The 22068-nt window shown below is 65.9% G+C and carries 19 protein-coding genes; 11 read left to right on the top strand and 8 right to left on the bottom strand.

What is annotated here, in order from left to right; translation table 11 throughout:
* Position 1: 1 nt before the first annotated feature.
* On the bottom strand, positions 2-775 hold the full coding sequence (locus ACIBW7_RS42135; protein WP_397056592.1) for a crotonase/enoyl-CoA hydratase family protein: 774 nt from the start codon (positions 773-775) through the stop codon (positions 2-4).
* A 54-nt stretch (positions 776-829) separates the two neighbouring features.
* Here ACIBW7_RS42135 and ACIBW7_RS42130 point away from each other — a divergent pair, with 54 nt between their 5' ends.
* Positions 830-1459 carry a TetR/AcrR family transcriptional regulator gene (locus ACIBW7_RS42130; protein WP_397056590.1) on the top strand — a complete coding sequence of 210 codons (630 nt, stop codon included), beginning with the start codon at positions 830-832 and terminating at the stop codon, positions 1457-1459.
* The gene (locus ACIBW7_RS42125) at positions 1446-3065 is read left to right on the top strand and encodes an acyl-CoA dehydrogenase family protein (RefSeq protein ID WP_397056588.1); all 1620 of its coding nucleotides are present in this window, start codon (positions 1446-1448) and stop codon (positions 3063-3065) included. The genes ACIBW7_RS42130 and ACIBW7_RS42125 overlap by 14 nt, the downstream gene beginning before the upstream one ends.
* A gap of 235 nt (positions 3066-3300) precedes the next feature.
* On the opposite strand, the gene ACIBW7_RS42120 is transcribed toward ACIBW7_RS42125, so the two are convergent.
* Positions 3301-4167 carry a helix-turn-helix transcriptional regulator gene (locus ACIBW7_RS42120; protein ID WP_397056586.1) on the bottom strand — a complete coding sequence of 289 codons (867 nt, stop codon included), beginning with the start codon at positions 4165-4167 and terminating at the stop codon, positions 3301-3303.
* A 74-nt stretch (positions 4168-4241) separates the two neighbouring features.
* Between ACIBW7_RS42120 and ACIBW7_RS42115 the strand changes: the two genes are divergently transcribed.
* Positions 4242-4919, top strand: coding sequence for a class I SAM-dependent methyltransferase (locus ACIBW7_RS42115; protein ID WP_397056584.1), 678 nt, complete (start codon positions 4242-4244; stop codon positions 4917-4919).
* Here the strand turns inward: ACIBW7_RS42115 and ACIBW7_RS42110 are convergent.
* Entirely contained in the window at positions 4916-5317 is a 402-nt protein-coding gene (locus tag ACIBW7_RS42110) for a nuclear transport factor 2 family protein (protein ID WP_397056582.1), read from the bottom strand. The two genes, ACIBW7_RS42115 and ACIBW7_RS42110, sit on opposite strands and share 4 nt — an antisense overlap.
* 71 nt (positions 5318-5388) lie before the next feature.
* On the opposite strand from ACIBW7_RS42110, the gene ACIBW7_RS42105 reads away from it, so the two are divergent.
* From ACIBW7_RS42105 to ACIBW7_RS42095, 3 genes are all read left to right on the top strand, one after another.
* Positions 5389-6291: a LysR family transcriptional regulator gene (locus ACIBW7_RS42105; RefSeq protein WP_397056580.1), complete on the top strand. Its 903-nt coding sequence runs from the start codon at positions 5389-5391 to the stop codon at positions 6289-6291.
* 65 nt (positions 6292-6356) lie between these two features.
* The gene (locus tag ACIBW7_RS42100; protein ID WP_397056578.1) at positions 6357-7037 is read left to right on the top strand and encodes a nucleoside/nucleotide kinase family protein; all 681 of its coding nucleotides are present in this window, start codon (positions 6357-6359) and stop codon (positions 7035-7037) included.
* Positions 7038-7118: 81 nt separating this feature from the next.
* Positions 7119-7541 (top strand): SRPBCC family protein, encoded by a 423-nt coding sequence (locus tag ACIBW7_RS42095; protein WP_397056576.1) that lies wholly within the window; start codon positions 7119-7121, stop codon positions 7539-7541.
* Positions 7542-7544: 3 nt separating this feature from the next.
* Here ACIBW7_RS42095 and pgi read toward each other — a convergent pair whose 3' ends face one another.
* Complete coding sequence (gene pgi / locus ACIBW7_RS42090) at positions 7545-9182, bottom strand: glucose-6-phosphate isomerase (RefSeq protein ID WP_397056574.1); 1638 nt, start codon at positions 9180-9182, stop codon at positions 7545-7547.
* A gap of 195 nt (positions 9183-9377) precedes the next feature.
* On the opposite strand from pgi, the gene ACIBW7_RS42085 reads away from it, so the two are divergent.
* Complete coding sequence (locus tag ACIBW7_RS42085) at positions 9378-10832, top strand: NAD-dependent succinate-semialdehyde dehydrogenase (protein WP_397056572.1); 1455 nt, start codon at positions 9378-9380, stop codon at positions 10830-10832.
* 118 nt (positions 10833-10950) lie between these two features.
* Here ACIBW7_RS42085 and ACIBW7_RS42080 read toward each other — a convergent pair whose 3' ends face one another.
* Complete coding sequence (locus ACIBW7_RS42080) at positions 10951-11241, bottom strand: chorismate mutase (protein ID WP_397056570.1); 291 nt, start codon at positions 11239-11241, stop codon at positions 10951-10953.
* A gap of 380 nt (positions 11242-11621) precedes the next feature.
* On the opposite strand from ACIBW7_RS42080, the gene pcrA reads away from it, so the two are divergent.
* Both pcrA and ACIBW7_RS42070 read left to right on the top strand, forming a co-directional pair.
* Positions 11622-14249 carry a DNA helicase PcrA gene (gene pcrA / locus ACIBW7_RS42075; protein ID WP_397056568.1) on the top strand — a complete coding sequence of 876 codons (2628 nt, stop codon included), beginning with the start codon at positions 11622-11624 and terminating at the stop codon, positions 14247-14249.
* A 52-nt stretch (positions 14250-14301) separates the two neighbouring features.
* Entirely contained in the window at positions 14302-14727 is a 426-nt protein-coding gene (locus ACIBW7_RS42070; protein ID WP_397056566.1) for a hypothetical protein, read from the top strand.
* A 404-nt stretch (positions 14728-15131) separates the two neighbouring features.
* On the opposite strand, the gene ACIBW7_RS42065 is transcribed toward ACIBW7_RS42070, so the two are convergent.
* Positions 15132-15977: a M23 family metallopeptidase gene (locus tag ACIBW7_RS42065; protein WP_397056636.1), complete on the bottom strand. Its 846-nt coding sequence runs from the start codon at positions 15975-15977 to the stop codon at positions 15132-15134.
* Between the two features lie 1049 nt (positions 15978-17026).
* Positions 17027-18112, bottom strand: a complete 1086-nt coding sequence (locus ACIBW7_RS42060) for a peptidoglycan DD-metalloendopeptidase family protein (protein ID WP_397056564.1) — start codon at positions 18110-18112, stop codon at positions 17027-17029.
* Between the two features lie 705 nt (positions 18113-18817).
* Between ACIBW7_RS42060 and sucC the strand changes: the two genes are divergently transcribed.
* Both sucC and sucD read left to right on the top strand, forming a co-directional pair.
* Positions 18818-19984, top strand: a complete 1167-nt coding sequence (gene sucC / locus ACIBW7_RS42055; RefSeq protein WP_063036868.1) for an ADP-forming succinate--CoA ligase subunit beta — start codon at positions 18818-18820, stop codon at positions 19982-19984.
* Between the two features lie 11 nt (positions 19985-19995).
* Positions 19996-20910 (top strand): succinate--CoA ligase subunit alpha, encoded by a 915-nt coding sequence (sucD, locus tag ACIBW7_RS42050; protein WP_364340945.1) that lies wholly within the window; start codon positions 19996-19998, stop codon positions 20908-20910.
* A 57-nt stretch (positions 20911-20967) separates the two neighbouring features.
* Here the strand turns inward: sucD and ACIBW7_RS42045 are convergent, their stop codons facing one another.
* Positions 20968-21909, bottom strand: coding sequence for an undecaprenyl-diphosphate phosphatase (locus ACIBW7_RS42045; RefSeq protein ID WP_397056561.1), 942 nt, complete (start codon positions 21907-21909; stop codon positions 20968-20970).
* Between the last annotated feature and the right edge of the window lie 159 nt (positions 21910-22068).

The following is a 22068-nucleotide window of genomic DNA, read 5'->3' as shown; positions in this document are numbered from 1 at the left end:
GTCAGGTGCGCGCACCGTGACGGCCCGCACCGGCGGCGAACCGTTGCGCGCCGTCCAGGGCTCCGTCGGCCAGGGACTTCAGGCCGTGTCGGTACTCGTTGACCAGCGCAGCCTCTTCGTCCATACCGTCCTGCTCAAGCAGCGACATGCGGTCCGAGCGCAGACAGGTCTGCGGCAGTGCGGCCAGTTCGGCGGCGAGTTGTTCAGCGGCGTTGCGGGATTCGCCGTTCGGCACCACTCGATTGACCAGCCCGATCTGCAGCGCCTCGGTGGCGGCGACGGCGCGACCGGTGAGCACCATATCCATCGCGCGCCCGGTGCCGACAATGCGCGGCAACCGAATCGTGCCGCCATCGATGAGCGGCACCCCCCAGCGGCGACAGAACACGCCGAAGGTGCTGTCCTGCTCGGCAACTCGCATATCGCACCACAGCGCCAACTCCAGTCCGCCCGCGACCGCGTATCCGGAAATCGCGGCGATCACGGGTTTGGACAGCCGCATTCGGGTCGGTCCCATCGGACCGTCACCGTCTTCGGTGACCCGATTGGAGCGCTCGGTGCCCAGCGCCTTCAGGTCCGCGCCCGCGCAGAAGGTGCCGCCGTCGCCCCACAGCACGGCGACCGCCGCATCCGGGTCGGCATCGAATTCGCGGAATGCGTCGACCAGGGCCGCGGCGGTCGGCCCGTCGACGGCATTGCGTGCCTCTGGGCGGTGCAGGATCACGGTGGTCACGGGCCCGTTGCGTTCGATTCGCACAGTCACGGGGACGACCATACGCCGTCGGAAGTACCCTTGTGTGAAGAAATGAATTTGTGGTTCACTTCTTGTATGGCCTACCGCAGAACCCCTGCTGTGCAGGCCCGCCTCGATGCCCAGGCGGGCCTGATCGTGCAGGCGGCGACCAAGGTGCTGTCCCGCGCGGGTTATGCCGGACTGTCCATGGCGGCCGTCGCCACCGAGGCGGGCGTGGCCACCGGAACGGTCTACAAGAACTTCAGCGGCAAGGCCGACCTGGTGAGCGCGGTATTCCGGAAGGTGGTCGCGCACGAAGTGGCCGCAGTGGTTACCGCAAGCGCCTCGGGGACGGCCGTCGAGCGGGTGACCGCGGCGGTGGAAACCTTCGCGGGCCGGGCGCTGAAGAATCCGAAACTCGCCTACGTCCTGCTCGTCGAACCCGTCGATACCGTGGTCGATGCCGAGCGTCTGCGCTTCCGCCGGGCCTTTGCCGAAGCTTTCGAATCCGCTGTCGCGGAAGGTGTTTCGCGTGGTGAACTGCCCGCGCAGGATGCCAAGACCAGCGCGGCCGCGCTCGTCGGCGCGATCGGCGAGGTCCTGGTCGGCCCGTTGGCCGATGCCCCGCACAGCGAATCCGTTGTGCCCGAACTCATCAGTTTCGCGTTACGCGCACTCGGTGTGCGCGATGAATCCGACTCAGGAGTGCCCGATGCCGACGCATGAAGTCTTCAACCAGGTTCCCGACATTCTGCCCTTCGACGTCGCTCAGAACCCGGCCCTGCTCGAGGGACTGCACCGCGAGGGCGCGGGCTGGGCTGAACCCGAAGTGCGCGAACTCGGCAGGCTCGCAGGCGGATTCGAAGCGCAGGAGTGGGGCCGCCTCGCCAACGAATACCCGCCCGTCCTGCACACGCACGACCGCTACGGCAACCGCATCGACGAGGTCGAATTCCATCCGTACTGGCACGAGCTGATGAAAGTCGCTGTCGCGCACGGACTCCACGGCTCGCCCTGGCTCGATGACCGGCCCGGCACCCATACCGCCCGCGCGGCCAAGTTCTACACCTGGGGTGTCGCCGACGCCGGGCATATGTGTCCGATCTCGATGACCTACGCCGTCGTGCCCGCGTTGCGCCACAATCCGGAACTCGCGGCCAAGTACGAACCGCTACTCGGTTCCCGCACTTACGATTTCGGCCTGCGCGAACCGTCGACCAAGGCCGGTCTCATCGCGGGCATGTCGATGACCGAGAAGCAGGGCGGCTCCGACGTCCGCGCCAACACCACCACCGCTACACCGCAGCCCGACGGCAGCTACCGCATCGTCGGCCACAAGTGGTTCACCTCGGCGCCCATGTCGGATATGTTCCTCACCCTGGCCCAGGCGCCCGGCGGTCTGTCCTGCTTCCTGCTGCCGCGCGTCCTCCCGGACGACACCCGCAATCCCATTCGGATCCAACGCCTCAAGGACAAGCTCGGCAACAAGTCGAACGCGTCCTCCGAGATCGAATATGACAACGCCACCGGCTGGCTGGTCGGCGTGGAAGGGGCCGGCGTCAAGACCATCATCGAAATGGTCAATATGACCCGCCTGGACTGCGTCATCGGGTCCGCCACCGGCATGCGCGTGGGCGCGGTCTACGCAGCCCACCACGCGCGGCATAGAGAAGTGTTCGGGGCCAAGCTGATCGACCAACCCGCGATGCGCAATGTGCTGGCCGACCTGGTGATCGAATCCGATGCCGCCACCACGGTCATGATGCGCCTGGCCGGTGCGACCGACCGCGCGAGCACCGACCCCGCCGAAGCCGCCCTGCGCCGAATCGCCTTGGCGGTCACCAAGTATTGGGTCTGCAAGCGTGCTCCCGCGCATGCGGCCGAGGCCCTGGAATGCTTCGGCGGCAATGGTTATGCCGAGGAATCCGGTATGCCCCGGCTGTACCGCGAGGCCCCTCTCATGTCCATCTGGGAAGGCTCCGGCAATGTGGCGGCGCTGGATGCCTTGCGTGCCATGGGCCGTCAGCCCGAAACCGTCGAGGCCTTCTTCAACGAAGTCTCGCTAGCGTCCGGTGCCGACCCGCGTCTCGACGATGCCATCGCCCGGCTCGGCAAGGAACTGTCCGACCTCGACGAAATCGAATACCGCGCCCGCCGCGTCGTCGAACTCATGGCCCTGGTCCTACAGGGCACGCAACTGGTTCGCCACGGCCACCCCGCAGTCGCCGACGCCTTCTGCGCCACCCGCCTCGGCGACGACTGGGGCATCGCCTTCGGCACCCTCCCAACCGGCGTGAACACCACCGACATCATCGCCCGCGCCCTCACCTGACCCCGGACGCTCGCGCGCATCCAGTCTGGGCGCCGGCCGCGGGTAGAAATCCGGGGTAGCCCTTGCGGGCGCGCGCGTCAGCACCGCTACGGGCGCTCGGGGATTCAGCACCCGGTGTGGCACCGACGACGGGTACGAAAACCAGGGATCTTCTGGCGGGTACCCGCGTCAGCCCGCTGTGGGTGCTCGCCTCAGCACGGCCAGGCACTCGAGTCAGCCCACTGCGTGCCTCGCGTCAGTGTGCGCGGGAAGCAGGTTGGGCGCGCCATTGCCGAGGTGAAAGATCGTTGTTGCGCCGGAACAAGCGGGTGAAGTAACCCGCATCCGGAATCCCGACCCGCCGGGCGATCTCGCCGACCGGCAGATCCGTTTCGGCCAATAAGCGGCGCGCCTCGGTCATCCGCCGTTCGGTGATCCACGCCTGCACGGTGCGCCCGGTGCGACGGCGCACCACGGTGGTCAGATGCCCCGGTGTCATGCCGACCGCATCCGCCACATCGCGTAGCGACAGCGGTGCGGTGTGCCGCTGATCGATCACATCGAACACCTCGGCGAGCAGCGGCTCACCGCTGCGCCGCAGATCGCCCACCACATCGGCGGCCAGCCGCGCGAGATCGATGAGCAGTAGCGTCAGATGTGCTGCCGCCGCCTGTCGATACCCCTCCTGTCGCTGCGCCAGCTCGGCATCGAGGGCGGCAATCGCGTTGTCCCAAAACGGTTTCCGTGCCAACGGGACGACCAATTCCAGCACCCCACCCGAATGCTGGTGCAGGAAAGGAAATAGCAACGGATGCGCCCGCCACGTGGGCCATGGCGCGCGTCCGGCATCGCCGAGCGCCGCGGGATCGAAGAACACCGCGACCGAGCCTTCGGACCCGTGCGGGGGTGCGTCCGCGATCACCTGACCCGGCGCGACCACGTACACCACGCCTTCGGACTGGATGTACAGCAAGGCTGGAAAGTTGTGAATGTGCGGACTGTGGCCGCGTTCGGTGCGGCGATCGAACCGCAACAGCGATACGGGCGGCGTGACCTGATCGCTCCGATAGTCGAACACCGGAACACCACGGCGGTGCCGAACCATCCGGGTAGCCTCGGTCATAGTGCCGAAGATAGTCCAAATTCAGCCTATTATCACCCAATTATGCTGCTGTATCTGCGGGCACCATGAAAAACATGACCAAAGATCATCCACATCCCGTAGTTGAAGCAATGGGCAACCGGCACGACTACCTGCCCGCCGCGGGCCGCGACGCATTCCTACCCGGCTACGATCTGCTCACCCGCCTGCTCGGCATGTACAAACTCCACGAAACCCTCGTCGCACAGGCCGAACTCGCCGCTGGTCAACGTGTATTGGAAATTGGCTGCGGCACAGGCAATCTGACGATACGAGCCAAACGAACCCAACCCGCGGCGGAGCTGATCGGCTCCGATCCCGACCCGCTCGCGCTCGCTCGTGCCGAACGAAAGGCGAACGGGCTGAACGGAATCCGCTTCGACCGCGCCTACGCCCAGGAACTGCCCTATCCGGACGAAGAATTCGACCGCGTCCTGTCATCGATGATGCTGCACCACCTCGAAACCGACATCAAAACCGCCGCACTGGCCCAAGCGCTGCGCGTCCTGCGTCCCGGCGGCAGCTTGCACATCCTCGATATCGGCGGCGAGGTGACACCGCACGACGGCCTGATGGCCCGGCTGCTGCTGCGCAACCACCATGCCCATGACAACCTCGGCGACGGCATCCCTCAACTCCTGCGCACCGTCGGCTTCGACTGTGCCGTGGTCGCCTCCCAGCGCCACCGTCGCCTCGGTCGCGTCACCTTCTACCGCGGCACCCGCCCGAACTAGCCAACGCGCTGTAGCACCCGCTCGACCAGCGCGGTATCGCAATGCTCGATCACCTCGGTGAGGCGACCATGCGCGATCCGGAAAATAAAACAGTAGGTCTGCTCGTAAGGCTCGCCCCCGGTGGTGATGCCGTGGCCGCGGACCTGGGCGACGACGCGGTCGTCTTCGGCGATCACGAAGTCGGCCGCGCTGCGGTACTCGGCGAACTGGGTCATCAGCGGCCGCAGAAGTTCGTTCAGCACAACCGTTTTCGGCTCCCAGGTGCGCGACCATGACCAACTCCCCGGAAAGATCCAGCGGAAGTCCTCGGCCATGGCCTCGCCCATCGCTCGGGTGTTGCCCTGGGACATCTGCTCGAAGATGTCCTCGATCAGCTTCTTGTTGGCTGCTGCACTCATGCATTCGACGCTAGGCACCGCCGAGATATGCGACAAGCGAGAGTCTCGCATATTTGATATGAGTAGACAGCATGGGTGAGTTCACGATCGTCGGATTGCGAGTGGTCCGGGAGGCCGCACGCAGCGGGTCGTTCTCGACTGCCGCGGAGAATCTGGGCTACACGCAGTCGGCGGTGTCCCGGCAGATCGCTCTCATGGAGCAGGCGGCGGGCCGGGCATTGTTCGAACGGCACGCACGCGGCGTACAGACCACCGAGGCGGGCCGGATCGTGCTGCGCCATGCCGAAACGGTGCTCGGTGGACTCGGTTCCGCGCGGCATGAACTCGACGAACTGACCGCGCGCCCGCCCGCCACCCTCCGAGTCGGCGCATTCTCGACCGCCATGGCCGCACTGGTGCCAAGGGCCATTGCCGCCACCGCGCCACGACCCGCGCGAGTCCCGCTGCGCGAAGGCACCAGTCCGCGGTTGGTATCCGCCGTCGCCCGGGGACGGCTGGATCTGGCGGTGGTAACCCAGACGCGGAATCTGCCCGCGGACACCGAGATCGAGCCACTCCTGGACGACCCACTGCTCATCGCGGTCTCACCGGACCATGCGCTCGCGGGCCAAGCCAGCGTCACGCCGGCGCAGCTGCGTGGGGAACGCTGGATCGCCGGCAGCACCGAGGTGAGCAGTACCCTGCTCGGCGCATGGCACGACGCCACCTGGGAACCGGAGATCGCCTTCGTCGCTCGCGACTGGTTCGCCAAGCTCGGGCTGGTCGCTGCGGGTATGGGCAGCACCGTGGTACCCGGAATCGCGGTGCCGGTCCTGCCGCCGGGCATCCCGCTGGTCCGCATCGATCATCCCGCCGCAGTTCGCGCGACGTGCGTCGTCTATCGACGAGGCGACTCCCCGAGACAGATCTTCATCGAGGCACTGCGCGACGTTGCCGCCGACCTCGCCACCGAAGTCCGCCAGCGACTTCGATAGCCGACTCATATAGCCACGCGCCCAAATTCGCAGCGGACCGACTCATGCTGAGTACTGTGATTTCGATGACACGGACTTCCGTCGAAATGCCGTTGCGCTCGCTGGTCGAGCACCTGCGGATCCGGGCGGCGGGGTGCGCCCGACGGTACGTGCTAGGTATCGCGGGCCCGCCGGGTGCGGGTAAATCCACGCTCTCCAAGGCCATTCGCGACGATATAAACAACCGAGCCGGTGCCCGGATCGCCGAGATCGCGCCGATGGACGGTTTCCACCTGCCCAACGCCGTACTGCGCGCGACGGCGAATCTGGAGCGCAAGGGCGAACCGCACACCTTTGACGTGGCCGCCTTCGTAGAAACCCTGCGCCGCCTCCGCGATACTCCACTCGGCGAGCCGGTGCCGTGGCCGACCTTCGACCGCGCCATCGAGGAACCGACCCCCGCCGGTGTCGTCTTCGATCGGCAGGAGATCGCCATAACCGAGGGCAACTACCTGCTGCTGTCCGACGGTGCCTGGTCGGGAGTCCGCGAATTCCTCGACGAGGTCTGGTACCTGGACGTGGCCCGCGAAGTGCTCGAACAACGCCTGCTGCGCCGTCACATTCGCGGCGGCCGCACCCCTGACGCCGCGAAAATCAAGGTGTACGACGGTGATCTACCCAATGCCGATCTGATCGCCGATACCAGGCACGGAGCCGACCTCGTCCTGCGTCAGCGCGGCGGTCGCTACTACGCCGCCGAGGGGTGATGGCGCCGCGTCGCCGAATCACGCTGGAGGTGACATGATCTCGCTCGACAGATCGTGTCGAGGTAGCCGGGAGCAAGCGGGATGTGGGAGTACGAATACAGCGCGGAGACTGCGGTCGCACCGGAGGCGCTGTGGCGGTGCTGGTCGGATGTGGAGTCCTGGCCCGAATGGAACGAGGGGCTCGACGAGATCGAAATCGACGGCCCGTTCGAGATCGGCACTTCGTTCACCATGACGCTGCCCGGCGGCGATACCGTTCGCATGCGCCTGGTGGAGATCGAACCCGGCGAACTGTTCACCGATGAAATGGACGGCGGCGATTTCACCGTCGTCACCGAGCACCGCCTGGAGCCGGCGGGCGAGGGGTGGACCCGCGTCGTCTACCGGACCGAGATCATCGGCGACGCCGCCGATACCGTCGGCCCCGAAATCGGACCGGAGATCACCGCCGACTTCCCGGATGTCGTCGCCGCCCTGATCAAGACGGCGCAAGCGCTGGGCTGAGGCTCAGCGGTTGTCGCGGTACCAGCCGATCAGGGCGTCGGTGGACGAGTCCCCTTGCGACTGCGGCTCTTCCGGAGACGTCAGCAAGGGGGCCAGCGCGAGGGCCTGCTGCTTGCCGAGTTCCACGCCCCACTGGTCGAAGCTGTCGATGCCCCAGATGGTGCCCTCGACGAATACCTGATGCTCGTAGAGCGCGATCAACTGGCCGACCACCGAGGGTGTGAGCTGCGGCGCGAGGATGGTGGTGCTCGGCCGGTTGCCCGGCATCACCTTGTGCGGCGCCACCTTCGGATCGGTGCCCTCGGCCGTGATCTCCTCGGCAGTCTTGCCGAAGGCGAGCACCTTGGTCTGGGCGAACAGGTTGCTCATCAGGATGTCGTGCATGCTGCCGGTGCCGTCGAGGGTGGGCAGATCAGCGGTGGGCTGGGCGAATCCGATGAAATCGGCCGGGATCAGCCGGGTGCCCTGGTGCAGCAGCTGGTAAAAGGCGTGCTGGCCGTTGGTTCCCGGTTCGCCCCAGAAGATTTCGCCGGTCGAGGTGGTCACCGGGGTGCCGTCGGCGCGTACCGATTTGCCGTTGGACTCCATGGTCAGCTGCTGCAGATAGGCCGGAAAGCGCGATAGATCGTTCGAATAGGGCAGCACCGCACGTGATTCCGCGCCGAAGAAGTTCGAGTACCAGATGCCGAGCAGGCCGAGCAGTACCGGACCGTTGCGGTCCAGCGGCTCGGTCGCGAAATGCCGGTCGACGGCGTGCATTCCGGCCAGGAATTCGGCGAAGCGCTCCTTGCCGATGGTCGCCATCACCGAAAGACCGATGGCCGAATCCACCGAATAGCGGCCGCCGACCCAATCCCAGAAGCCGAACATATTCGCGGTGTCGATGCCGAATTCGGCGACCCGCTCGGCATTCGTCGAGACGGCCACGAAATGCTTGGCGACGGCGTCCTCGCCGAGCGCGGCGACCAGCCAGCGCCGGGCGGCGGTGGCATTGGTCAGCGTCTCCAGCGTCGAAAACGTCTTGGAGGCAACGATGAACAGCGTCGTGGCCGGATCGAGTCCGTCGAGTTTCGCGAGCAGATCGGCCGGGTCGACATTCGAGACGAATCGGGCGCCGATCCCGGCATCGGCATAGTGCCGCAGCGCGCGGTGCACCATATCCGGGCCGAGATCCGAACCGCCGATGCCGATATTCACCACGGTCTTGATGCGCTCGCCGGTCGCGCCGCGCCACGCACCCGAGCGCACCGCGTCGGTGAATTCGCCCATCCGCCGCAGCACCTCGTGCACCTCGGCGCCCGCATCCGCGCCGTCCACGATGACCGACTCGCCCTCGGGCAGGCGCAGCGCGATATGTTCGACCGCGCGGTCCTCCGAGGTGTTGATGTGGTCGCCGCGGTACATCGCGTCGCGCCGTTCGGCCACCCCGGCCTCATCCGCCAATTCGACCAGCAGATGCAGGGTTTCCCGGGTGACGCGGTGCTTGCTGAAGTCGATGTGCAGGTCCCCGACCTGGACGATCAGCTCGCGGCCGCGGTCGGGATCCTCGGCGAAGAATTCACGCAGGTGCCGTCCGGCGACGGCGCCATGGTGCTCGTGCAGTTTCCGCCAGGCCGCCGATGCGGTGATGTCGCTGCTCACGTCCGCGAGGTTACAAGCACTCGATCGGGCGCGCAGGCAAGGACCGCATACTTTCGCCGATGTTGTCCTGACGGCTACCCGTGGCGATCATTCGCGTGTCGCTCGGACGGGGGTGCAGCCCGCTCGAGTAGGTCGGCGAATTTCGGATCGATGAGTCGAGGGTGATGCGCGAGCGCGCGGCTTAGGCTGGGGTACATGGTGTCCGAACGCGAAGTACTCCAATCCGTGCCGACGCAGCTGTGGATCGGCGGTCCCGTCGATGCCACCGGGGGCGGCACCTTCCCGGTGCACAATCCGGCCGACGGGCAGGTGCTGGTGGAAGTCGCCGACGCCACGCCGGAAGATGCCGTGCGCGCGCTCGACGCGGCCGCCGCGGTGCAGGCCGAATGGGCGGCGACACCGTCGCGGGAGCGCGGCGAGATCCTGCGCCGGGTCTTCGAGCAGCTGACCGCGCGCGCCGAGGAATTCGCGCTGTTGATGACGCTGGAGATGGGCAAGGCGCTGCCGGAGAGCCGCAACGAGGTGCGCTATGGCGCCGAATTCTTCCGCTGGTTCAGCGAGGAGGCGGTGCGGGTGCACGGACGCTATCTGCACGCGCCCTCCGGCACCGGGCGGATCATGGTGCACAAGCAGCCGGTCGGCCCGTGTCTGGCCATCACGCCGTGGAACTTCCCGCTGGCCATGGGCACCCGCAAGATCGGACCCGCGCTGGCCGCGGGTTGCACGATGATCGTCAAGCCCGCTTCGGCCACACCGCTGACCATGTTGGCGTTGGCCGAGCTGTGCAGTGCGGCGGGGCTGCCGGACGGGGTGCTCTCGGTGATCACCTCCAGCCGATCCGGTGCCGTCACCCAGCCGCTGCTCGACGATCCGCGCCTGCGCAAGTTGACCTTCACCGGATCCACCGAGGTCGGCAAGAAGCTGGTGGAGAAGTCGGCGAATGGACTGCTGCGCACCTCGATGGAACTCGGCGGCAACGCACCGTTCGTGGTCTTCGACGATGCCGATATCGACGCCGCCGTACAGGGCGCGATGCTGGCCAAACTGCGCAATGGCGGCGAGGCCTGCACCGCGGCCAACCGCTTCCACGTGCAGAACGGCGTGCTCGAAGAGTTCACCACCAAACTCGTCGAGGCGATGTCGAATACGGTGACCCTCGGACCGGGCACCGATCCGAACACCACGCTCGGCCCGCTGATCAATGAGGAGCAGCTCGATACCGTCAGCGAGCTGGTCGATGACGCGGTAGCGGTCGGTGCGCAGGTCCGCCTCGGCGGCAAGGCGCCCGGTGGCCCCGGCTGGTTCTATCCCGCGACCATCCTCAGCGAGGTCCCCGCGAATGCTCGGATCTTGCGCGAGGAGGTCTTCGGCCCCGTCGCCCCCATCGTCGGCTTCGAAACCGAGGAGGAGGGTCTCGCCGCTGCCAACGACACCGAATTCGGCCTGGTGAGCTACGTCTACACCCGCGATCTCGACCGCGCCCTGCGCATCGCCGAGGGCATCGAATCCGGCATGGTCGGCATCAACCGCGGCGTAATTTCCGATCCCGCAGCACCTTTCGGTGGCGTCAAGGCCTCCGGCTTCGGCCGCGAAGGCGGTATCGAGGGTATCGAGGAGTACTTGTCCACCAAGTACATCGCCCTCACCTGACCCGCAGACATGAAACGACCGCCCCGGGGTGAAATACACCCGGGGCGGCCTTGTGGAAGGCGGCGATCTTGCGAACGTCGCGTGGTCCGATTGTGCCGCTAGTGGCGGCCTGAGACGGTCAGTGGCCGAGTCGGCCGCGACCGAGGCGCAGCAGCAGCATGGCGAGGGTGTGGCCCTCCTGGCCGAGTTCGCTGAAGCGCTCGAGCACCTTCATCTCACGACTGTGTACGAGGCGGGGGCCGCCGGATGCCATGCGCGTGCGGCCGATGATCCGGGAGATCTCGGTGCGGCGTTTGACGGCGGCCAGAATTTCCGCATCGAGCTGGTCGATCTCCTTGCGGAGCTTGTCGATCTCGGCCTCGGTGTGGGGCAGAGCCGAATCGGACCCGGTCGTGGCGGGGGTGCTCATCATTCATCTCCTCGTGTCAGAACATGGATCGGCCGGTGAGCCGAGCTCGTTACCGATCGGTTCTTTCACCGTGCAAAACAAACCTGGTAGATCTTGCAATCCTCCCCCCAGGTAGCGCGCTCAGGTGCAAAGTCCGCGATCACGATATCCGGCCATAAGCCGAATCGGATACTTCGCGGTAGTCGCGCAGGTCATATGGGCCAGTCTGCCACGGGGCCGAAGCAATGCAAAACACCTCATTTTGTGAATCTCCTGAGTAAGGCTTGCACGTTGCGACGCCCGTGTCGACCCGGGGCGGTTCACCTGCCGTTCGCTGTATGGACACCGATGTCGACCGGGACTTCATCTCTGTCGGTGCCCGCCGGTAGCGTGGATGGGCGATGGACATCACGGTGGCTCCCAAGACGCAGGCCGGGCGGACTCGGCACCAGGATTCAGCCCAGAAACCGCAGGTCGACGCTGCTCGCACCGAGGAGATGGGCGACTCTGCAGTGCCCACCGCGGCGGGGGTCCCGCATCCGGCCGTCGATGAAGCGTCGCGGCGTGTCGTGGACGACAAGCACCGTGTCGAACAAGAAAAGCGCCGCGCCGAACGTGAGCAACGTCGCGCGGAGGAGGCCGAGCGGCTGCTCGACGGTCTCAACCCGCAGCAGCGCGCCGCGGTCGTACACGCCGGTGCGCCGCTGTTGATCGTCGCGGGCGCGGGTTCGGGCAAGACCGCCGTGCTCACCCGGCGCATCGCCTATTTGCTGGCCGCTCGGGGCGTAACCCCTGGTCAGATCCTGGCCATCACCTTCACCAATAAGGCCGCCGCCGAAATGCGCGAGCGGGTGAGCGGGCTGGTCGGTCCGCGTGCGAACAACATGTGGGTCTCGACCTTCCACTCCAGCTGCGTCCGCATCCTGCGCATGCAGGCCGCGCTGCTGCCCGGCCTGAATTCCAATTTCTCCATCTACGACGCCGACGATTCCCGGCGGTTGCTCACCATGATCAGCCGCGACTTCGATATCGACGTCAAGAAATATTCGGCGCGGCTGCTGGCCACCGCCATCTCGAATTTGAAGAACGAGCTCATCGGTCCGGAGCAGGCCACCGCCGATGCCGAAACCGACGAAACCGAACTGCCCGGACTCGTCGCCCGCGTGTACACCGAATATCAGCGCCGATTGCGTTCGGCGAACGCACTCGACTTCGACGATCTGATCGGCGAAACGGTGGCGCTGCTGCAGAACCATCCGCAGGTCGCCGAGTACTACCGCCGCCGGTTCCGGCATGTGCTGGTCGACGAGTACCAGGACACCAACCACGCCCAGTACACCCTCGTCCGCGAGTTGGTCGGACATCACGCGCAAGAGCGGGCCGAAGACGCGGTCGCGCCGAGCGAACTGTGCGTCGTCGGTGATGCGGACCAGTCCATCTACGCGTTCCGCGGCGCGACGATCCGCAATATCGAGGAATTCGAACGCGACTTCCCCGATGCGGAAACCATTCTGCTGGAACAGAACTACCGCTCCACCCAGAACATTCTGTCCGCCGCGAACGCGGTGATATCGCGCAATGAGAAGCGCCGGGACAAGCGGCTGTGGACCGATTCCGGTGAGGGCGATCTGATCACCGGCTACGTCGCCGACAACGAGCACGACGAGGCCTCGTTCGTGGCGCGCGAGATCGACCGGCTGGTGGACGCGGGCGATGCCAACTACAGCGATGTCGCGGTCTTCTACCGCACCAACAACAACTCCCGCGCGCTGGAAGAAATCTTCATTCGCATGGGACTGCCCTACAAGGTGGTCGGCGGCGTGCGCTTCTACGAGCGCAAGGAGGTGCGCGATATCGTCGCGTACCTGCGCGTGCTCGACAATCCGGATGACACGGTGAGCCTGCGCCGCATCCTCAACACCCCGCGCCGCGGCATCGGCGACCGGGCCGAGGCGTGTGTGGCGGTACACGCCGAACAGCGCGGCATCGGTTTCGCCGAGGCACTGCGCGATGCGGCCGATGGCAAAGTGGCACTGCTCAATACACGGGCGCAGCGCGCGATCGCCGGATTCCTCGACCTGCTCGAAGAGGTGCGGGCGGCCGGTGCGCAGGCGGACCAGGACTTCCCCGACCTCGGCAATATGGTCGAGGCGGTACTCGACCGCACCGGCTACCGGGCCGAGTTGGAGGGCTCCGACGATCCGCAGGACGGTGCCCGGCTCGACAATCTGAACGAATTGGTGAGCGTCGCACGGGAATTCAGCTCCGAGGCATACAACAATGCCGAGGCCGCCCGGGAAGAGGGACTGGTGCCGGAGGTGGCCGAGGGCGAACCCGACCCGGGCTCGCTCGCCGCCTTCCTGGAACGCGTCTCGCTGGTGGCCGATAGCGATCAGCTGCCCGAGGAGGGCACCGGCGTGGTCACCATGATGACGCTGCACACCGCCAAGGGCCTGGAATTCCCGGTGGTCTTCGTGACCGGCTGGGAGGACGGGCAGTTCCCGCATATGCGCGCACTCGGCGATCCGACCGAACTGGCCGAGGAACGCCGCCTCGCCTACGTCGGCATCACCCGGGCGAGGCAACGGCTCTACGTCACCCGCGCGGTGGTGCGCTCCGGCTGGGGGCAGCCGGTCTCGAATCCGGAATCCCGATTCCTGCAAGAGATTCCGGCTCACCTCGTCGACTGGAAGCGATTGGAGCCGAAGGGGTCGCCGCTCACCCGTGGCATCCGCCGCCGCGGTGACGACGACGGCCTGGAACACGACTGGACCCGCGACGGCTGGAACCAGCAGCGTCCGGGCGTCAGCGACCGTGCCCCACGCCGCCCCGCTCCCGGCGGTGCAAGCCGCAACAATGCCAACCTCGTACTGGCTGTGGGCGATCGAGTCAGCGACGACAAGTACGGCCTCGGCCGCGTAGTAGCCGCCGAAGGCTTCGGCCCCCTGGCGACCGTCACCATCGACTTCGGCACCGCTGGCAAGATCCGCCTGATCCCGCAGTACAGCCGCACCCTGGTCAAGCTCTGATAGGGGCCTTCGACCCTGATCTATCGATGATGCTGTCGGTAGCGTGCGCAACATGGAAACCGTCGCGCAGTACCTGCTGTGGTTGCTTCCGATGCTGTGGCTCGGCATGGTGCTGGCCATCTCGTTCCTGGAAGCGCCGCTGAAGTTCCGGGCGCCGGGCATCACCGTGCCGCTCGGCCTCGGCATTGGACGGCTGGTATTCCGGGCGCTCAATATCGTGGAGACTGCCCTCGCGGCCCTGTTGATCGTCGCGACCCTGGTCGTCGCACCCGGCGGTGCCGTTCGGATCTGGCTCGGCATCGCCGCCGCGATTCTCGCGATCCAACTCCTCGCGGTCCGGCCACTGCTGACCCGCCGCTCGGACCGCGTGCTGGCGGGCGCGGAGTTACCGCGCTCGCACGCTCACTATTGGTATGTGGGGTTGGAGGTAGTCAAGGTCGTGGGCCTGCTCGGCCTGGCGATCGCCGCCGCGCCGTAGCCCCGGCTTCGATGCCTGACCGTTCCGCGTCGGATTGGCCACCCAATCGGCGGACACGGCCGGAGATATACCGAGGTGACTGCCGTGGCAGCATCGAAATGCAGGCTCCCGCTGGACAACTCCGGGTCGTCGAATTAGACAGCGACAACACCCTAATCGCCGCCACCCGCGACACCCTCACAATGCAGCAAGTCGAGAATGCGCTGGCGGTAGGGCCTTCTCGACCGATGCCGTCGTCAGCGCATGGTGAACATCTGACCAATGCCAGACCGGGTGCTCGATACCGGGGGCGGCTGTCGGGAGTGGCGGCACGATGGCAGCCGGATCGGTTCTCGGAGAGGGCTGTAAGTATGTTGCAGACGCAGTCCCTGCTGAGTCTTTGGGGTGAGGGCTGTTAGTGGGGGTCAGTCGCGTTCTTGGCCCAGGCTGATGCCGCGGGTGGCGAGCCAGGGGAGGGGGTCGATGCGGTCGGTGCCGTTGAGCCAGACCTCGAAGTGGCAGTGCGGGCCGGTGGATTCGCCGCGGTTGCCGACGGTGGCGATCTCGTCGCCCGCGATGACGTGCTGGCCTACCGAGACCAGCGCGGTGTTGATGTGGCCGTACACCGTGACGGTGCCGTCGTCGCCGCGCATGCGTACCCACATGCCGAAACCCGCTGCCGGGCCGGCGTCGATGACGGTGCCGTCCTCGACCGCATAGATCGGTGTGCCGATGGGCGCGGCGACGTCGACACCGGGATGCAGCACGCCCCAGCGCTCGCCGTACCCGGAAGTGAAGGTGCCCGACGCGAACTTCGTGAACAGCGGCCGCAGCTTCGCCTCCACCTCCGCCGCCAGATCCTGCGCGAACTTATCGCCGTTCTCCAGCACATCGGAAAACTGCCCGAGGTCCGTCGGTGTGGCGGTGTCGAGCAACTCCGGCGTCGTCGGCAGTTCACCGCTCACCGGCTCCAACGCCTGCTGCTGCCCGACAGCCTGCAATTCCGCTGTCTGCGGCGACTTTTCACTACCCGCCGCCAAATTCTGCCCCGCAGCCACGATCGCCCCCGCCGCCACCGCAATAACCGCAGCCCGCCCCTTCAACGCCCGCGGCGGCGCGGGCACCCGATGCGCACCACCCCGTCGCCTCCGCCGCCCCACCCGGTCTACCGAATCGGCAGAAGCACCTGCCCCCGCCCGCCCCTCGACATCCCGAGCACCGCCCACGCCCCCGAAACCGCTACCACCCCAGGCCCCGCCGCGATTCCGCAAAGCGTCGCGCCGAGCGACATCGCGATCCTGGAGCGCGATCCCACCCCAGTCCACGCCCTCATCGCGGCCGTCACCGAACTCACGCCAACCGCCGTTGCCCCGGCCGTCATCCAGACTCTCGCCGGAATCCGTGCTTTCGCCGTCGTTCTGGGTTGTGTCATGGCCCGGGCGTGCGTAGTGCTCCTGGCTTGCGCCGTTCCAGTCGAGGTTCCGATCGCGGCCGTCGTCGAAGCCGTCCCAGCTGCCATCGCTCGCGCTGTAAATCAGGCTGTCGCCGTAATCGTGTTCTGCATCGTAGTTCCGGCCTGCGTCGTGGCTCGGACTTGTGCCGTCGCTCTGGCCAGCGCCGTGATCCCGGGTAGCGCCGCCGTTCCAGTCCAGGCTCCCATCGCGGCCGTCGGGGAACCCGTGCCAGCTTCCGTTGCCGGCGCTGTAAAGCGGGCTATCGCCGTAATCGTGGTCTGCGTCGTAGATCTGGCCAGCGCCCTGATCCTGGCCTGCGCTGTAGGTCTGGCTTGTGCCGTAATCCTGACTGCCGCTGTAGCTCTGCCACGCGCGGTCCTGCCACACGGCGTAATTCTGTCGCCCGCTGTAGCTCTGATTGCCACTATCGAACGGCGAATCCGCTTGCGACCATTGATCATTCAGTTGCCAGGATTCGACGCCGTTGGACTGGACTGAAGATTGCCAAGAGTTATCTGAATAATGCTGAACCGGCACTCCTTGCCCATCGGAGTCCGATACCCTCGCTCGCGTCATCGCTGTGACCGCATCACGCCATTGGTGCGCCCGAATTGTCCTGAACGCGAGGAAAGTTCGAAAGTTCCTGGTCTTCGAGTGGCAGGGGCGGCGCTCGGGGTGTTCGCAACGCGCATCGAGATCTTCATCCTCTGGTCACAACTACTGAAGGGGAACGAGTTCATCGACGGTAACGAATCGATAGCGGTACCGCAACCGGTCATCCGATGAATTTCATTGCTGCACTTCGAATTCGGCTCCGAGCGCACAGAGAAGCGCTGAGGCGAGTCGTATACGGCTGGAGAGCGAACTCAGTCGCGCTGCGGACCCAAGCTGATACCACGCGTCGCCAACCACGGCAGCGGATCGACCTTGTCGACACCGTTCAACCACACCTCGAAATGGCAGTGCGGGCCGGTGGAGAAACCGCGATTGCCGATGGTGGCGATCTGATCACCGGCCAGCACACGCTGACCCTGCGACACCGTCGCGGTGTCGATATGACCGTAGATGGTGACGGTGCCGTCGTCGTGCAGCAGTCGCACCCACATACCGAATCCGGACGCCGGACCTGCTTCGATCACGGTGGCGTCGGCGACGGCGTAGATCGGCGTGCCGATCGGACCCGCGATATCGACGCCCAGATGCTGTACGCCCCAGCGGGCGCCGAATCCGGAGGTGAAATTGCCTGCCGCGAACTTGGTGAACAGCGGGCGGAGTTTCGAGGCCTCCTGCGCCGCCAGATCGTCGGCGAACTTCTGCCCCTTTTGCAGCATGTCGCCGAACTGACCGAGATTGGTCGGCGCCGAAACATTGAGCACCTGAGGCGAATCCGGCGAAGTATTCGGATCGGCCACGCTGACCGACTGCGCCGCGATTTCGTGAATCTGTCCGGCGGCCTCGTAATCGACGGCCTGCGAAGGCTGTTCGGGCGAGGCGAAGGCGGCCTGTCCGGCGGCGACCACCGCACCCGCGGCGACGGCGACGACCGCGGCGCGGCCCTTGAGCGAGGCGGGGGGCGCAGGCATCCGATGCGCGCCACCATTACCGCGATTCGCGCGGCGGCCCGGGATCACCGTGGGCCGGGCCGGCCCTTCCGGATCCTCGGACTCCCAGGAAGAGTCGCTGCCATCCCACGATCCGTCGCCATCCCAGGACTCGTCGGCGTCCCAGGACCCGTCCGCCTCCGGCGTCCATGACGCCTCGGAGTCGGCGTTCCAGGTCTCGTTGCCCTCGGGAGTCCAAGAATCTTCGGACGCCCACGCACCGCCATCGGACCAGGAATCGCCTTGCTCCCAGGCCTGCGACTGTCCCCACGAATCGACTTGTGGCGACGAGTCGGCCTGCGACTGCCCCCAAGCGGAATCGGATTGTGCCCAAGAATCGTTCGCACTCAACGAGCTGTCCTCGTGTCCGCCGGTCGCATATCGATGCCCACCGGCACGCCGCGACGAAGTCCCGAATGGATCTACCGCAGCACTGGAATGTCCACCGAATCCCTCGTCATCATCGGACCGGTAACGATGTCCGGAGCGAGCGCGATTTTCGGTTGCGAAGGTCGAGCGATGGTTCATCGGTGGTGCCACATCATCGAGCGAGAGACCGCGGTGTCGAACTGCCTGATCAGAGACGTTAAGGAACGGCTCTCCGTCTGCGGAGCGCTGTGCTGCGTCAAGCTTGCCGTCCTCCTAGTCGTGACCGTGTTGTGACATCGACCGCAATGACGGTAACGAAACGATTGCGAGGTCCGCAAGCGCTACGTGCGATCAATCCAAACATGTGAGATTGATCACGGTAACGCACCGGAATATCTCACTGTGATCGGGGCACGCGGGTGAGGCTGAGCGACGACGAACCGTAGTAGAAGGCCGTCGGTCGACCGGTTCGGCGGCTCTACCTGCCGCGCCATCGGCAACCTACTGGCGAGTAGCCTTGGCCAGGCGTTTTCCCGCCCTGGGCACCACCCCGTGACCTGCGCCACTTAGGATGAACGTGGCCGTTTGGCCCTCCATGTGACTGGTTAAAGTCCGACCCGACCCGCTTCCGACGTCGGGCCGCCAACAAAGACGTTGTCATCACAACGCAGACGAGACGGTGAGTACATGGATCTCTTCGAATATCAGGCGAAGGAGCTCTTCGTTAAGCACGGAGTGCCTTCGTCCGAGGGCCGCGTCACGGACACGGCCGAGGACGCCCGCGCCATCGCCGCGGAAATCGGCAAGCCGGTGATGATCAAGGCCCAGGTGAAGGCCGGTGGCCGCGGCAAGGCGGGTGGCGTCAAGTTCGCCGCCACCCCGGACGACGCGTTCACGCACGCGCAGAACATCATCGGCCTGGATATCAAGGGCCACATCACCAAGAAGATCCTTGTCGCCGAAGCCAAGGACATCGCGGAGGAGTACTACATCTCCTTCCTCCTGGACCGTTCCAACCGCACCTACCTGGCCATGTGCTCGGTCGAAGGCGGTATGGAGATCGAAGAGGTCGCCGCGACCAAGCCCGAGCGCCTCGCCAAGGTGCCCGTCGACGCCGTCAAGGGTGTCGACCTCGCGTTCGCCCGCTCGATCGCCGAGCAGGGCCACCTGCCCGCCGACGTGCTCGACGCCGCGGCCGTGACCATCCAGAAGCTCTGGGAGGTGTTCATCGGCGAGGACGCCACCCTGGTGGAGGTCAACCCGCTGGTCCGCACCCCCGACAACGAGATCCTCGCGCTCGACGGCAAGGTCACCCTGGACGAGAACGCCGAATTCCGCCACGCGGATCACGAGGCCTTCGCGGACAAGGACGCGACCGATCCCCTGGAGCTCAAGGCCAAGGAGAACGACCTCAACTACGTCAAGCTCGACGGTGAGGTCGGGATCATCGGCAACGGTGCGGGTCTGGTCATGTCCACCCTCGACGTGGTCGCCTACGCGGGCGAGAACCACGGCGGCGTCAAGCCCGCCAACTTCCTCGACATCGGTGGTGGCGCCTCGGCCGAGGTCATGGCCGCCGGCCTCGATGTCATCCTGGGTGATGCCCAGGTCAAGAGCGTGTTCGTCAATGTTTTCGGTGGTATCACCGCCTGTGACGCGGTCGCCAACGGCATCGTGAAGGCGCTGGAAATCCTTGGTGCCGAGGCGAACAAGCCGCTGGTCGTCCGTCTCGACGGCAACAAGGTGGACGAGGGTCGCAAGATTCTCGTCGATGCCGCGCATCCGCTGATCACACTTGCGCAGACAATGGACGAAGGCGCCGACAAGGCCGCCGAACTGGCAGCGGCCAAGTAAGGAAACCGGAAATGTCTATCTTCCTCAACAAGGATTCCAAGGTCATCGTCCAGGGCATCACCGGCGGTGAGGGCACCAAGCACACCGCGCTGATGCTCAAGGCCGGCACCCAGGTCGTGGGCGGCGTCAACGCGCGTAAGGCGGGCACCACCGTCGCGCACACCGACAAGGACGGCAACGCGGTCGAGCTGCCGGTGTTCGGCAGCGTCGCCGAGGCCATCAAGGAGACCGGCGCCGACGTCTCCATCGCCTTCGTGCCGCCGAAGTTCGCCAAGGACGCCATCATCGAGGCCATCGACGCGGAGATCCCGCTGCTCGTGGTCATCACCGAGGGCATTCCGGTGCAGGACACCGCGTACGCGTGGGCCTACAACGTGGAGAAGGGCAACAAGACCCGGATCATCGGCCCGAACTGCCCCGGCATCATCACCCCCGGCGAGTCGCTGGTCGGCATCACCCCGGCCAACATCACCGGCAAGGGCCCGGTCGGCCTGGTGTCGAAGTCCGGCACCCTGACCTACCAGATGATGTACGAGCTGCGTGATTTCGGCTTCTCCACCGCCATCGGCATCGGCGGCGACCCGGTCATCGGCACCACCCACATCGACGCCATCGAGGCGTTCGAGAAGGACCCGGAGACCAAGCTGATCGTGATGATCGGTGAGATCGGTGGCGACGCCGAGGAGCGGGCCGCGGCCTACATCAAGGCCAATGTCACCAAGCCGGTCGTCGGCTACGTCGCGGGCTTCACCGCGCCCGAGGGTAAGACCATGGGCCACGCGGGTGCCATCGTGTCCGGTTCGGCCGGTACCGCCCAGGCGAAGAAGGATGCGCTCGAGGCCGCCGGTGTGAAGGTCGGCAAGACGCCGTCCGAGACCGCCGCGCTGGCGCGGGAGATCCTGGAGAAGGCAAGCGTCACCGCCTGATTCGCTGATCGAACGAAGGCCGCCGTCCCGATCGGGGTGGCGGCCTTCGGCGTTGTATCAGAAGAAGTGGACTACCGAAGCGATTCCGAAGACGAGGCTGTATATCGCGAACGGCAGCAGCGAATTCGATTTGAAGTAGCGCTCCAGGAAGCGGACCGCCAGATACGCCGCGCCGCCCGCGACGATCGATCCGACCAGCACCTGACCGAGGATGCCCTCGCCCTGCGGACCGGCCAGCGTCGGCAATTTCAGCACGCCCGCCGCCAGAATGACCGGAGTGGCAAGCAGGAAGGCGAATTTCGCCGCGTCCTCATGGTCCAAACCGCGCAGCAGGCCGCCGACCATCGTCATGCCGGAGCGGCTGATGCCCGCGAACAGTGCGCCGGCCTGCGATACACCGATGATCAACGCGTCCTTGACCGACAGATCGCCGAGGCCGGTCGGCTCCTCCACGGTCGCGACGAAATATCCCTCTTCGATGGCCTTGGCCCGTGCCTCGGACTCGGCGAAGCGGCGGCCGTAGTCGGACAGTGTCGGCTGGCTGCGGCGGCGCATCACCTCACCGGTGACCAGCACGACTCCGTTCAACGTCAGAAATAGGCCCGCCGCAAGGGGTTTCGCGAACAAGGTGCGCAACGGATGTTCCAGTAGCAACCCGAGAACGCCGACCGGCACGGTCGCCAGGACCACCAGCCAGGCCAGGCGCTGTGTCGAGGTCTCGATCCGGCGAGTGCGCAGTGTCGTGAGGAAGCCGACCGAGATCTCGACCCAGTCGCGCCAATAGAACACCAACAGCGCGATCGCCGTCGCCACATGCAGCCCGACCACGAACGCGAGATACGGTGTGCCGGAATCGGAATCGCCCTGAGTGACCAGATCGCTCCAGGACCCACCCAGCCACGCGGGCACCAAAACGGAATGACCCAGGCTGGAAATCGGGAACAGTTCGGTTATGCCTTGCAGTGCGCCGATAACAACGGCTTGGGTGTACGTGAGCATCGCCTGACAGCTTGGCACGCCAACCCCGCCACGACACCGCCCTGAAACAGACCTGTGTCCGTTTTGGAATGCTTGTCGCCGTGGGGGTTTCAGTCGGTGACCGGGATCGTCGCAGTCGATTCGGCCGATCCGGTTCCACTGTTGTGTCGTGGTCCGGAC

Origin of the sequence: Nocardia sp. NPDC049526 (assembly GCF_044465765.1) — a bacterium.
Classification (GTDB): domain Bacteria; phylum Actinomycetota; class Actinomycetes; order Mycobacteriales; family Mycobacteriaceae; genus Nocardia.
Note: the sequence above shows the minus strand (reverse complement) of the source record. Positions and strands in the feature narration are given on the sequence as shown.

Excerpts from the sequence above, each read along its gene's own strand:
- ACIBW7_RS42135 (WP_397056592.1), bottom strand. The coding sequence starts at position 775 with ATGGTCGTCCCCGTGACTGTGCGAATCGAACGCAACGGGCCCGTGACC.
- ACIBW7_RS42130 (WP_397056590.1), top strand. The coding sequence starts at position 830 with ATGGCCTACCGCAGAACCCCTGCTGTGCAGGCCCGCCTCGATGCCCAG.
- ACIBW7_RS42125 (WP_397056588.1), top strand. The coding sequence starts at position 1,446 with ATGCCGACGCATGAAGTCTTCAACCAGGTTCCCGACATTCTGCCCTTC.
- ACIBW7_RS42120 (WP_397056586.1), bottom strand. The coding sequence starts at position 4,167 with ATGACCGAGGCTACCCGGATGGTTCGGCACCGCCGTGGTGTTCCGGTG.
- ACIBW7_RS42115 (WP_397056584.1), top strand. The coding sequence starts at position 4,242 with ATGACCAAAGATCATCCACATCCCGTAGTTGAAGCAATGGGCAACCGG.
- ACIBW7_RS42110 (WP_397056582.1), bottom strand. The coding sequence starts at position 5,317 with ATGAGTGCAGCAGCCAACAAGAAGCTGATCGAGGACATCTTCGAGCAG.
- ACIBW7_RS42105 (WP_397056580.1), top strand. The coding sequence starts at position 5,389 with ATGGGTGAGTTCACGATCGTCGGATTGCGAGTGGTCCGGGAGGCCGCA.
- ACIBW7_RS42100 (WP_397056578.1), top strand. The coding sequence starts at position 6,357 with ATGACACGGACTTCCGTCGAAATGCCGTTGCGCTCGCTGGTCGAGCAC.
- ACIBW7_RS42095 (WP_397056576.1), top strand. The coding sequence starts at position 7,119 with ATGTGGGAGTACGAATACAGCGCGGAGACTGCGGTCGCACCGGAGGCG.
- ACIBW7_RS42085 (WP_397056572.1), top strand. The coding sequence starts at position 9,378 with ATGGTGTCCGAACGCGAAGTACTCCAATCCGTGCCGACGCAGCTGTGG.
- ACIBW7_RS42080 (WP_397056570.1), bottom strand. The coding sequence starts at position 11,241 with ATGAGCACCCCCGCCACGACCGGGTCCGATTCGGCTCTGCCCCACACC.
- pcrA (WP_397056568.1), top strand. The coding sequence starts at position 11,622 with ATGGACATCACGGTGGCTCCCAAGACGCAGGCCGGGCGGACTCGGCAC.
- ACIBW7_RS42070 (WP_397056566.1), top strand. The coding sequence starts at position 14,302 with ATGGAAACCGTCGCGCAGTACCTGCTGTGGTTGCTTCCGATGCTGTGG.
- sucC (WP_063036868.1), top strand. The coding sequence starts at position 18,818 with ATGGATCTCTTCGAATATCAGGCGAAGGAGCTCTTCGTTAAGCACGGA.
- sucD (WP_364340945.1), top strand. The coding sequence starts at position 19,996 with ATGTCTATCTTCCTCAACAAGGATTCCAAGGTCATCGTCCAGGGCATC.
- ACIBW7_RS42045 (WP_397056561.1), bottom strand. The coding sequence starts at position 21,909 with ATGCTCACGTACACCCAAGCCGTTGTTATCGGCGCACTGCAAGGCATA.